Source organism: Gordonia sp. PvP123, assembly GCF_040547295.1.
GTDB lineage: Bacteria > Actinomycetota > Actinomycetes > Mycobacteriales > Mycobacteriaceae > Gordonia > Gordonia terrae.
The window spans coordinates 17,904-29,554 of the sequence record NZ_JBEPPN010000014.1 but is presented as its reverse complement, the minus strand read 5'-3'; the positions used below and the strand labels follow the sequence as shown (position 1 = coordinate 29,554).

General features: G+C 67.5%; 9 protein-coding genes. 6 read left to right on the top strand and 3 right to left on the bottom strand.

Translation table 11 applies throughout. The features are described from left to right. Positions 1 to 6 precede the first annotated feature (6 nt). The gene (locus ABIC25_RS22555) at positions 7 to 1,230 is read right to left on the bottom strand and encodes an oxygenase MpaB family protein (RefSeq protein ID WP_354563250.1); all 1,224 of its coding nucleotides are present in this window, start codon (positions 1,228 to 1,230) and stop codon (positions 7 to 9) included. Positions 1,231 to 1,380: 150 nt separating this feature from the next. On the opposite strand from ABIC25_RS22555, the gene ABIC25_RS22550 reads away from it, so the two are divergent. Together ABIC25_RS22550 and ABIC25_RS22545 are read left to right on the top strand one after the other, a co-directional pair. After that, complete coding sequence (locus tag ABIC25_RS22550; RefSeq protein WP_064571239.1) at positions 1,381 to 2,046, top strand: TetR/AcrR family transcriptional regulator; 666 nt, start codon at positions 1,381 to 1,383, stop codon at positions 2,044 to 2,046. 52 nt (positions 2,047 to 2,098) lie between these two features. After that, complete coding sequence (locus ABIC25_RS22545) at positions 2,099 to 3,712, top strand: MFS transporter (RefSeq protein WP_239402876.1); 1,614 nt, start codon at positions 2,099 to 2,101, stop codon at positions 3,710 to 3,712. 8 nt (positions 3,713 to 3,720) lie between these two features. Here the strand turns inward: ABIC25_RS22545 and ABIC25_RS22540 are convergent, their stop codons facing one another. Next, positions 3,721 to 4,170, bottom strand: a complete 450-nt coding sequence (locus ABIC25_RS22540) for an SRPBCC family protein (protein ID WP_354563248.1) — start codon at positions 4,168 to 4,170, stop codon at positions 3,721 to 3,723. A gap of 137 nt (positions 4,171 to 4,307) precedes the next feature. Here ABIC25_RS22540 and ABIC25_RS22535 point away from each other — a divergent pair, with 137 nt between their 5' ends. From ABIC25_RS22535 to ABIC25_RS22520, 4 genes are all read left to right on the top strand, one after another. Further along, entirely contained in the window at positions 4,308 to 6,269 is a 1,962-nt protein-coding gene (locus tag ABIC25_RS22535; RefSeq protein ID WP_354563246.1) for a gamma-glutamyltransferase family protein, read from the top strand. Positions 6,270 to 6,467: 198 nt separating this feature from the next. Then, positions 6,468 to 8,639 (top strand): glutamine synthetase III family protein, encoded by a 2,172-nt coding sequence (locus tag ABIC25_RS22530; protein WP_354563244.1) that lies wholly within the window; start codon positions 6,468 to 6,470, stop codon positions 8,637 to 8,639. A gap of 158 nt (positions 8,640 to 8,797) precedes the next feature. Then, the gene (locus ABIC25_RS22525) at positions 8,798 to 10,297 is read left to right on the top strand and encodes a SulP family inorganic anion transporter (RefSeq protein ID WP_354563243.1); all 1,500 of its coding nucleotides are present in this window, start codon (positions 8,798 to 8,800) and stop codon (positions 10,295 to 10,297) included. Positions 10,298 to 10,316: 19 nt separating this feature from the next. Continuing rightward, complete coding sequence (locus ABIC25_RS22520) at positions 10,317 to 10,730, top strand: MerR family transcriptional regulator (protein ID WP_064571244.1); 414 nt, start codon at positions 10,317 to 10,319, stop codon at positions 10,728 to 10,730. Positions 10,731 to 10,751: 21 nt separating this feature from the next. On the opposite strand, the gene ABIC25_RS22515 is transcribed toward ABIC25_RS22520, so the two are convergent. Next, entirely contained in the window at positions 10,752 to 11,648 is an 897-nt protein-coding gene (locus ABIC25_RS22515; RefSeq protein WP_354563241.1) for an SDR family NAD(P)-dependent oxidoreductase, read from the bottom strand. Positions 11,649 to 11,651 lie beyond the last annotated feature (3 nt).

Genomic DNA, 11,651 nt, shown 5'->3' with positions numbered 1-11,651 from the left:
CGTGGGCTACTTGTACTTCGGGTTGTTGATCACCGGGATCTCGATGTTGATCGGCATCCGGAGTTCGGACATGTAGAAGAGCACGAACTGGCGGAGGAATTCGTCGAACAGCCAGTACGCCTCCCGCGGCATGCCGACGTTCAGCAGGCCCTCGCGGATCTGCACGTACGGACCCCACGCCGTCTCGAGCAGCGGGCTCCACACGGGCTCGCGCGGGATCTGGTACCAGTTGGCGACCTGGTCGCCGAGCACGAATCTCGTGAGCGCTCCCAGCACGCCGCGCGAGATCAGTGAGAGATCGAGGTTCATGCCGAGATCCAGCAGCATGTCGGCGAGCTTGCGGCCCTCCGGGGTCGGCGCCAGGATCGGATCGAGGACCTGCCGCGCCTGCGAGTCGGCGGCGTCCCACGAGGCGGGGATGTACTCGTCCTTCACTCCCAGCATGTAGGCGCTGATCTGCCACGAGTGCAGGAACCCGGCGGACTCGTCGGCGGCGATGGGGACGTTCCACTTGTCGAAGTTGCGCATGACCGTCGTGGGCAGACTGTGCCAGGTGACCATGATGTCGGCCTGGCTGATCGGCTTCTTCTCCGTCGCCCCGTGCACCCAGTGCGGCGACTGCGGCAGGAGATGCCGCACGCCCGCGTGGGCCATGCGCGTCTTGACGCACGTCACGACCATCTCGCCGCCGGGCTGATAGGCGTTCAACGAGCCGATGTCGTAACCGAGCTTGGCGGTCTTGGTGATCCGGTCCTTGAGGTCCCACCCGCCCTTGGAGTAGTACACCGACCGGGCCTCGCGTGGGATGACCGTGCTCATCATGCCGCTGGCGAAGCCGTACAGGACGCCGAGGTAGGTTCCGCGTTTCTGGTTGAAGCGGACCGTGTCGGCGAGCTTGGCCTGGTCGGTCCACGACGGCAGCTGGCGCGCGTACTCCATGAAGTCGCGCAGTTCCGAGGGCAGCCCGGCCGGCAGCGGCTGCGAGTTACGATGCCACGTGCGCAGCAGCCGGTTGACCTTGTGTACCTGTCCGCTGTCGATGACCTTGGCGATCACCGGATCCGCCTCGTCGTCCCACAGCTGCCGCGGATCCGCGCCGCGGCCTCGGCCGGGCACCGAGTTCGCCGGCGACCACGTCCATGGTGTCGTCTGCGAGAGCGCGGCCACCGCGCCGGCCGCACCGACGACACCGCCGGCGCGTATGAGATTCCGCCTGTTCAGATCTTCCATGACCCCGTCCCATCACTTCCATGTATCAATGTGACAAACAACGTATCCTTGTATCATTGTTACCACCGGGTGGTCCAGGACACATGTGTTTCGCGATTTTTGCGATCATGGAAGCCCAGGCGGTCATCATGAGACGAAGGGGGTGACCAGGTGACCACGCAGCCGACCGGCGCCTCACTGTCGAGTTCACTACTCCAGCGCGCGTTTCTCGAGTCCTCGACACCGTCCGAGGGAGCGGCCGACCCGACCGCCGAGCGCCTCCTCGACGCGGCCTTCGAACTGTTCTGCCGACTGGGCGTCCAACGCACGCCGATGGAGAAGGTCGCCAAGAGCGCGGGTGTCACGCGGGTGACCCTGTATCGGAAGTTCGCCACCAAGGACGCACTCGTCGACCAGGTGGTGCTGCGCGAGTTCCGCCGGTACTTCGACCGCTTCCGCGCGGAGATACCCCGTGCCGAAACCGTCGCCGACCGTGTCGTGTTCGGCTTCGTCGGTTCACTCCGCGCCATCTCCGGCAATCCGCTGATCGGCGAGATCAGCGACGCCGAACCGAGCATGCTCATCGAGTCGATGATCGGCGGGGACGGCATGCTGCTCGCGACGGTGCAGCATTTCGTCGCCGCGCAGCTGCGTCGAGAACAAGTGGCGGGCAACATCTCCGATCAGCTGGACGTCGATCTCGTGGCCGAGATGATGGTCCGCGTGTCGGCGTCGTTCCTCACCGTGCCCAGTCGTGTCGTCGACATCACCGACGACGAGCAGCTCGCCACCGTCGCGCGTCAGTTCCTCGTACCGATGCTCAATCCCGCGCGATAACGGCCCGAACCTGTAAAGATCAGAGCGCTCACCACATCTGAGGAGACTGACGATGCGCTCTTGGTCTGTGATCATCATCTTGGCCATCTCCCAGTTCGTCATGGTGCTCGACAGCACCGTGATGAACGTGTCGATCTCGGTGGTGGCCGACGACCTGGGGACCTCGATCACCGGCATGCAGGCCGCGATCACCTTCTACGCGCTCACGATGGCCGCGTTCATGTTGACCGGCGGCAAGCTGGGCGACTTGATGGGCCGCGCACGAGCTTTCAAGATCGGTGCGGTCATCTACGGCATCGGATCACTGACCACGGCGCTGAGTCCCAACCTGACCGTCCTGCTGATCGGGTGGTCGCTCGTCGAGGGGCTGGGCGCGGTTCTGGTGATCCCCGCGATCGCATCACTGGCCGCCATCAACTACACCGGCAAGGCGCGTGTCACCGCATTCTCGATCCTGGGCGCGGTCACCGGGCTGGCCGCGGCCATCGGCCCGCTCCTGGGTGGCGTGATGACCACCTACCTGTCGTGGCGCTACGTGTTCGTCGCCGAGACGGTGGTGATGGTGGCGGTCCTGTTCGCGGCCAAGCTGATCCGCGACGTCCCCCGGGACGCGAACGTGCGCATCGACCCGCTGAGTGTCGTGGCCTCCGCCGGCGGTCTGGCGTTGATCGTCTACGGCGTCCTCCAGTCGAAGACCTGGGGGTGGCTGAAACCGCAGCACCCGCCGGAGATCGGCGGGGACGCGATCGCCCCGCTCGGGGTCTCGCCGGTCGCCTACCTGCTGCTCCTCGGAGTCGTCGTGCTCTGGCTGTTCGTCCTGCGGCAACGTACTCTCGCCGACTCCGGTCGACAACCGCTGCTACGGGTCGAGTTGTTCCGGATCGCCCCTCTGCGTAGCGGACTCGGCGGTTTCCTCGCCCAGTACTTCGCGATCGCGGCCCTGTTCTTCGTGGTCCCGGTGTACCTGCAGACGATGCTCGGGCGCGACGCACTGCAGACCGGGGTGAAGATCCTGCCGCTCTCGGTCGGTCTCATCTTGTTCTCGATCCTCGGATCCTGGCTCACCGCACGACGTTCCGCGCGGTTCATCGCCCGGGGCGGGCAGATCACGATGGCGCTGGGGACACTCCTCGTCATCGCGTCGGTGGGAACCGACCTGCGCAGCGCCGTGTTCGCCGCGGGAATGTTCGTGGTGGGCGCGGGATTCGGACTGCTCGCCTCGCAGCTGGGTAACGTCAACATGTCCGCGGTCGAGGAGAAGGACACCTCGGAGGTCGGCGGTCTCCAGGGCACGTTCCAGAACCTGGGGTCGTCATTCGGCACCGCGGTGGCAGGTTCGGTCTTTCTCCTCATGCTCTCGTCGGGCTTCGTGTCGGCGGTCAACGACACCGAGAACCTCCCCGCGGCGGATCAGCAGCAGATCGTCAGCACGGTCGACGCCGCGGGCGTACCGATCATCTCCGCCGACGAGGCCCGCACCCTCGTTCTCGATGCGGGCGGCTCGTCGGAGTCCGCACAGGCGGTGTCCGAGGCCTACGCGGACTCGCAGATCGCGGCGCTGCAGCAGGCCCTGTTCGTCGTGTTCGGTCTCCTCGTCCTGGCGTTGCTGTTCTCGCGACACCTGCCGAACCGGATACCCGAGCCCGCCGACCGGGAGGCGGCCTGAACCGGCGGTCAGCCGGTGGCGCCGACCTTCTTGCCGATGGTCACCTCGGTGTGGCGCACGGCCTGGGCCGCGAACGGGCCGATGATCTTGCCGAGGAGTTTGCCTGCCATCCCGCCCGGAAGTGTGTAGGAGAATTCGACGTCAAGATCTGTTCCCGACCCACCGTCCGCCGCGTCGGCGAATCGCCACCTGGTGTTCGCCCCGAACCCTTCGATCGCCTCCAGTGCGATCAGTTCGTTCTCGACGTATTCGGTGCACTTGACGATCGACTTCAGCGCCTTGGGACCGACATCGATGGTCACCGCGAAGGTCGCGCCCAGTCCGCTCGTCTGCTCGGTGGTGGGTTCGAAGCGAGTCACCCCGAACATGTACTCGCTGACGTTCTGATACCCGTCGACGTACTCGAACACCCGCTCACGCGGCCCGTCGATCCGCGCCTGATGCCGTACCACTCCCACGATTCTCCCCGTTCGTCTCGTTCGGCCGACCGTGCCGGTGCGGCCCTACCGCCTCGACCCTATGCGCTCCCCCGACTCACCTGAACCACCCGACCCGGTTCTCCTCGCGGACGGCCGATCGCCAGTACGCTTGGTCGATGACGCCCCGTCGCGGAGTCCCTGTCATCGTGCGCGCGCTGTCCGCGGCGTTGGCCACCGCCCTGATCGCGACCGCGTGCGGCACGGATTCGGCCCCGCCGGAAGCGAATCCGATCACATGCGCCGAGATCCCCAACGGAGAGATGATCGACGCCCGGTCGGTGTCCGCCGCACCGACCGACATCGCCACCAGACCTGAAGTGGCCTCGGGGTTCCGAACCGGGATGAGGCCCGTCGTCACCACGACATATGCGGCGGCAACGGCGAATCCGCTCGCCACCCGCGCCGCCTGTGAGGTCCTGCGTGACGGCGGCACGGCCGCCGATGCCCTGGTCGCCGCGCAGCTGGTTCTCGGCCTCGTCGAACCACAGTCGTCCGGCATCGGTGGTGGCGCCTTCGCCCTCTACTACGACGCGGCGTCGAAGAGTGTTCGGGCCTTCGACGGGCGCGAGACGGCCCCGGCCGCCGCCACGGAGTCCTACCTGACCCGGATCAGCCCGGACGATCCCGCGCCGCCCGTGCCGAGTGCCCGCGCCTCAGGCCGGTCCATCGGGGTGCCGGGCGTGATGCGGATGCTGGAGACGGTCCACGGCGAGTTCGGCGGGCACGCCTGGCGTGACCTGTTCGAACCCGCAGTGCGCTTGGCAGACAACGGCTTCGACATCAGCCCGCGGCTCGCGACCGCGATCGCCGCGTCGGCGGCCGAACTCGCCGTCGACGAGGATGCGCGCGCGTACTTCCTCGCCGCCGACGGCTCCCCCAAGGCGGCCGGCACCAGGCTCGTCAACCCGGCCTACGCGAAGACGCTCGGCGCGCTGGCCGCCGACGGCGCCGGCGCCCTGTACGACGGGCCGCTCGCCGAGGCCATCGTCGCCGAGGCCGGGTCCACCGCGGGCGGCATGACGCCGAGTCTGATGACGGTGCAGGATCTCCGCGGGTATCGCGCACTCGTCCGGGACCCGGTCGTGACGACGTATCGCGGACGCCAGATCGTGGCCATGCCCGGGCCGTCGTCGGGCGGGATCGCCGTGGCGTCGGCGCTGGGCATCCTCGAGAACTTCGACCTCCCGTCGATGCCCCCGACCGACGTCGACGCCGATGGCGGACGCCCCGACCCGGCCGCCGTGCATCTCGTCACCGAGGCCGAGCGGCTCGCCTACGCCGATCGCGACAAGTACGTGGCCGACCCCGACTTCGTCCCCCTCCCCGGACGAGGGGTGGCGACCATCCTCGACCCGGCCTATCTCCGATCGCGCGCGGCACTCATCAAGCCCGACTCGTCGCTCGGCGAGGCCCCGGCGGGCGACCTCGGGCCGGTGCCCCTGGGGTCGTATGCCGGCTCCGAACACGGGACCAGCCACATCACCGTCGCCGACCGCTACGGGAACGTCGCCTCCATGACGACGACGATCGAATCCGCGTTCGGGAGCTACCACATGGTCGACGGCTTCCTGCTCAACAATCAGCTGACCGACTTCTCCGCGAAGCCCCGCGACGACGACGGCACGCTGCTCGCCAACCGGGTGTCGCCCGGCAAACGGCCACGGTCGTCGATGGCTCCCACCCTCGTCCTGCAACCGGGCGCCGACGGCGCTCCCGCCGAGGTGGTCGCAGCCCTCGGCTCACCCGGCGGGTCGGTGATCATCCAGTTCGTGATCAAGACGATCGTCGGGATGCTGGACTGGGGACTCGACCCACAGCAGGCCGTGTCGATGATCGACTTCGGCTCGGCCAACACCCCGACCTCGAACGTCGGCGGTGAACACCCCCTGGTCGACACCACCGACGACGGCGCCGGAGATCCCCTGGTCCGAGGCCTGCGGGAGCGCGGCGCCGAGGTGTCGATCGAGGAGCAGTCGAGCGGTCTCAGCGCGTTGCTCCGGCAGGACGGCGGTTGGATCGGCGGCGCCGATCCGCGTCGCGAAGGTGCCGTGATGGGAGACGACGCGACCCTGCGCTGACCCGTCCTGGCCTCGTTCCGGGTTCGACACTGCCTCAACCGGTTCCGGGGCAAGTAGTTTTCCTCGGCGTCACACGGGGGCAATCGAGCGCATACACCCAGCTCATAGCGTCGAGTCGCTCGCATCTGCGACAACGACGTGGCGACGTCGTCGTGCGACCCCCGCGCACGTGGGGGCCGAGATCATCCAGGAGTAACCATGAGTGGCAGCATGTCCCGCCGACAGGCGATCGAGGCCGTGACAACCTACGACTGCTCGGCACCGGGGTTCACCGAACCGCTGGCAGACACGTTCGGGCGCAATGTGTTCAGCCTGTCGGTGATGAAGAAGCGGCTGCCGAAGCACGTCTTCAAGGCGGTCGCCGCGACCGTCGACACCGGTTGTGCGCTCGACCCCACCCTCGCCGACTACGTCGCGGTGGCGATGAAGGACTGGGCCATCGAGAGGGGCGCCACCCACTACGCCCACGTGTTCTATCCGCTGACCGGCTTCACCGCCGAGAAGCACGATTCGTTCCTCGAACCCGATTCCACCGGTGCATCTCTCGCCGAGTTCGCGGGCAAGACGCTGATGCAGGGCGAGCCCGACGCGTCGAGCTTCCCCAACGGCGGCCTGCGCGGGACCTTCGAGGCCCGCGGTTACACGGGCTGGGATGTCACCAGTCCCGCGTACCTCCTGGAGAACCCGAACGGCAACACGCTCTGCATCCCGACGATCTTCATCTCGTGGACCGGTGAGGCCCTCGACAAGAAGACCCCGCTGCTGCGCAGCCAGCAGGCGATGAGCAAGCAGGCGATGCGGCTGCTCCGGTTGTTCGGTCACGACGACGTCGACACCGTCGTCTCGTACGCGGGCGCCGAACAGGAGTATTTCCTGATCGACGAGCACTTCTTCTATGCCCGACCGGATCTCATGACCTGCAACCGGACCCTGTTCGGCGCACCGCCGTCGAAGGGTCAGGAGTTCGACGACCACTACTTCGGCGCCATCCCCGAGCGCGTGTTGTCCTTCATGATCGAGCTCGACCGCGAGCTGTTCAAGCAGGGGATCCCGGCGAAGACGCGACACAACGAGGTCGCGCCCGGCCAGTTCGAGATCGCGCCGGTCTTCGAACGGTCGGTTCTCGCCCACGACCACCAGCAACTGATGATGACCACGATGAAGGCCGTCGCCGAGAAGTACGGCATGAAGTGTCTGCTGCACGAGAAGCCGTTCTCCGGCGTCAACGGTTCGGGCAAGCACGTGAACTTCTCGCTCGGCAACTCCACCCAGGGCAATCTGCTGAACCCGGGCGACACCCCGCACGAGAACATGCAGTTCCTGACCTTCTGCGGCGCGATCATCCGCGCGGTCCACCTCTACGGCGGACTGTTGCGCGCCGCGGTCGCGTCCGCCTCGAACGACCATCGACTGGGGGCCAACGAGGCTCCGCCGGCGATCATCTCGATCTTCTTGGGCGAACAGCTGATGGATGTGTTCGAGCAGATCGCCAAGGGCGGTGCGACCGGCTCCAAGGCCGCGGGCGTCATCGAACTCGGCGTCGACACCCTCCCGCCGCTGACGGCCGATCCGGGAGATCGCAACCGCACGAGTCCGTTCGCGTTCACCGGCAACCGATTCGAGTACCGCGCACCGGGTTCCAACCAGTCGATCTCGGACCCGATGGTCGCCATCAACACGATCCTCGCCGACTCGATCGATGTGATCGCCGCCGACCTCGAGAAGCTCCTCGCCGACGGGCTCGACCTCGCGGACGCCGTCCAGAAGGTGTTGCAGGAGATCGTCAATTCGCACGGGGCGGTCATCTTCAACGGCAACGGTTACTCCGACGAATGGCAGGAGGAGGCGGCCGCCCGCGGCCTCAAGAACCTGCGGACGACGGTCGACGCGGTGACGGAGTACACCTCGCCGGAGGTCATCGAGATCTTCGAGAAGTACGGCGTGCTGTCGGCCCGCGAACTCGAGGCCAGGGAAGACGTCATCTTCGAGTACTACGCGCTGACCCTCCTCGTGGAAGCCAAGGAGACCGCGGAGATCGCCAAGACGATGATCATGCCGGCCGCGATCCGTTACCAGGGTGAACTCGCGGGCACCGCGGCGTCGCTCAAGATGGCCGGGATCGACGCTCCCACACCGCTGCTCGAGGAGCTGACCGGCCTGATCGGCGCGCTGCACGAGGGGTTGGTGACGCTGGATGCCGGAATCGCCGGGATGCACGGCGAGTCCACACTCGACGAGTCGACGTACGCGCTGGAGACCCTCATCCCGGCCATGGCCACGGTTCGCGAGGTTGCCGACACCCTCGAATCCATCGTCGCCGACGACCTCTGGCCCCTGCCGACCTACAACGAGATGCTCACGATCCTCTAGGCACGCAACCGACCGGGTGTGGATATCTACCCTCCCGTAAGGGTAGAGTTTCCGCGTCCGTAGGGCCGGCCCCGGTCGCCATCGCCGCCGACGATCCGGCGAGGTGTGTGAGTCACTGCGCGACACCCGTTCTGATCGCTCGCGAAGATGGAGACGCCGTGACCGCCGAGGTGCTGACCCCTGCCCGCCGACAGTCGGTGTTGGCGACCCTGCGGTCCCCACGACGGCTGCGTACCGAGGTCCTCGCCGGTCTCGTCGTCGCACTCGCACTCATCCCCGAGGCGATCTCGTTCTCGATCATCGCCGGGGTCGACCCACGGGTGGGTCTCTTCGCCTCGTTCACGATGGCGGTGACGATCGCGATCGTCGGGGGCCGTCCGGCGATGATCTCGGCGGCCACCGGCGCCGTGGCGCTCGTGGTGGCGCCCCTGGTCGCCAGTCACGGCCTTGACCATCTGATTGCGGCGGTGCTCCTGGCCGGTGTCATCCAGATCGTCCTCGGTGCCCTGGGGGTCGCGCGACTCATGCGCTTCATCCCGCGCAGCGTGATGGTCGGGTTCGTCAACGCGCTGGCGATCCTGATCTTCACCGCCCAACTGCCGCACCTGCTGGGCGTTCCGTGGCTGGTCTATCCCCTCGTCGCAGCGGGACTCGCGATCATCGTCGGTCTCCCCCGGCTCACCTCGGCGATCCCGTCACCGCTCGTGGCGATCGTGCTGCTCACCGCGGTCACCCTGGCGGTCGGCTTCGCCGTCCCCGACGTCGGCGACGAGGGCGAACTACCCGACAGCCTCCCCACGTTGTTCTTCCCCGACGTCCCGCTGACGTGGGGCACGCTCTCGGTCATCGCGCCGTACGCGTTCACCATGGCACTCGTCGGCCTGCTCGAGTCGCTGATGACCGCCAAGTTCGTCGACGACCTCACCGACACCCATTCCGACAAGACGCGTGAGGCCACCGGGCAGGGCATCGCCAACATCGTGACCGGCCTCTTCGGCGGGATGGGCGGGTGCGCGATGATCGGCCAGACCATGATCAACGTCAAGGAGTCCCGGGCGCGCACCCGGATCTCGACGTTCCTGGCCGGACTGTTCCTGCTCATCCTGGTCGTCGGGCTGGGCGACATCGTCGCCCTGATCCCCATGGCGGCTCTCGTCGCGGTCATGATCATGGTGTCGGTGGGCACTCTGGACTGGCACAGCGTCAACCCGAAGACGTTGCGGCGCATGCCCAAGAGCGAGACCGCGGTGATGGTCGCGACCGTCGTCGTCACCGTGGCGACCCACAATCTGGCCTACGGCGTGATCGTGGGTGTCCTCACGGCGATGGTGCTGTTCGCGCGCCGGGTCGCACACGTCACCGAGGTGGTCGAGGTCGCCGACCCCGAACCCGGAACCCGGGTCTATGCGGTGCGGGGCGAACTGTTCTTCGCGTCCAGCAACGACCTCGTCTACCAGTTCGACTACGCCGGCGACCCGGACGACGTCGTGATCGACATGAGCGAGGCGCACATCTGGGACGCGTCGACGGTCGCTACCCTCGATGCGATCACCACCAAGTACGCAGCCAAGGGCAAGACCGCCACCATCGTCGGCCTCGACGGCCACAGCGCCGAGCGCCATCGGCGTCTCAGTGGCCGGCTCGGCGGCGAAGGCTGACCGGTAGAGAGGGCGGGTCGTGACCGACGGAGGGACCGAGAACACCGGCCATCTGCAGATCGGCGCGGTGGCGACGGAAACCGGGTTGTCCATCAAGACCATCCGCCACTACGACGAGGTCGGCCTGGTCGTCCCGTCCGCGCGTTCGGCCGGGGGGTTCCGGTTGTACACACGTGCCGACATCGATCGGCTGTTCGTGATCCGGCGGATGAAACCACTCGGGTTCACGCTCGATGACATGCGTGAACTCCTGCACGCCGAGAGCGTTCTCGACGACAGCGACGCAGCACCGGAGGACCGGCGAGCGGCACTCGACGCGGTCGCGGAGTTCCGGCAGCGGGCCAGGCTTGCATGCGAGAAGCTGGAGCGGCAGCTGCACTATGCGCACGAACTCACCGCCCAGCTGTCGGATCGACTGACCGATCTGGCGTGACCCGGCAGGGCGACGCGAGCCCTAACCCAACGGCCACCGGGTGCCGGTGCGCTTCTCGGCCTCGCTCCACAGACTGCCGGCCAGTTCGTAATCGCACGCGATGCGGGCGCGGCCCGACAGCACCGGCCGGCCGCGCAGTCCCCACAGTCCGTCGACCCCCACATAGCTGCCCGGCGGGATGGGTTCGGTCAGACAGTGCAGCGTGGGTGCCGCCCCGGCGGTGAGATCGTTGCCGAGCACTCCAGCCAGACCCTGGGCCGCCCGGTGCAGGACTCCCAGGCCCGGCTTGTTCGAGATGTTCGACGCGGCCCAGCCCGGGTCCGTGAGCATCGAGGTCACCGGTGACCCGACCGCGCGCAATCGCCGGTCGAGTTCGAGGCCCCACAGCATCACCGCCAGCTTGGACGCGGCGTAGGCCCGGGGTGCCGACCACCGGGTGTGTCGGTGGTCGAGATCGGCGGGGTCGATGCGGGCGTGGCGGTGCCCCTCGGATCCCACCGTGACGACGTGCCGTCGGATACGCGGCAGCAGGAGGTTGGTCAGGGCGAACGGGCCGAGGAAGTTCGTGCCGATGGCCAGTTCGAACCCGTCCGGCGTCGTCCTGCGCTGGTGCGGAAACATCCCCGCGTTGTTGACGAGTACATCGACCGGACCGTCGAGTTCGGCGACGAAGGCCCGCACCGAGGCGAGGTCGGCGAGATCGAGTCGGAGCACCTCGCACTCGCCGCCGAACTCCCGTGCGCGTCGTGCGCCGAGTTCGGTGTCGCGGACGGCCAACACCACCCGCACTCCGGCCCGGGCGAGCGCCGCGGCGGTGGCCATCCCGATGCCGTTCGTCGCACCGGTGACGACCACCCGCCGGCCGGCGAGGTCGGACAGGGACTTCGACGAGGACGGCATGGGCGCCACGGTACCCATCGG

What these genes read in the sequence shown, in the direction of transcription:
- ABIC25_RS22545 (WP_239402876.1), top strand. Translation starts at nt 2,099, where the DNA reads ATGCGCTCTTGGTCTGTGATCATCATCTTGGCCATCTCCCAGTTCGTC.
- ABIC25_RS22530 (WP_354563244.1), top strand. Translation starts at nt 6,468, where the DNA reads ATGAGTGGCAGCATGTCCCGCCGACAGGCGATCGAGGCCGTGACAACC.
- ABIC25_RS22535 (WP_354563246.1), top strand. Translation starts at nt 4,308, where the DNA reads ATGACGCCCCGTCGCGGAGTCCCTGTCATCGTGCGCGCGCTGTCCGCG.
- ABIC25_RS22515 (WP_354563241.1), bottom strand. Translation starts at nt 11,648, where the DNA reads ATGGGTACCGTGGCGCCCATGCCGTCCTCGTCGAAGTCCCTGTCCGAC.
- ABIC25_RS22555 (WP_354563250.1), bottom strand. Translation starts at nt 1,230, where the DNA reads ATGGAAGATCTGAACAGGCGGAATCTCATACGCGCCGGCGGTGTCGTC.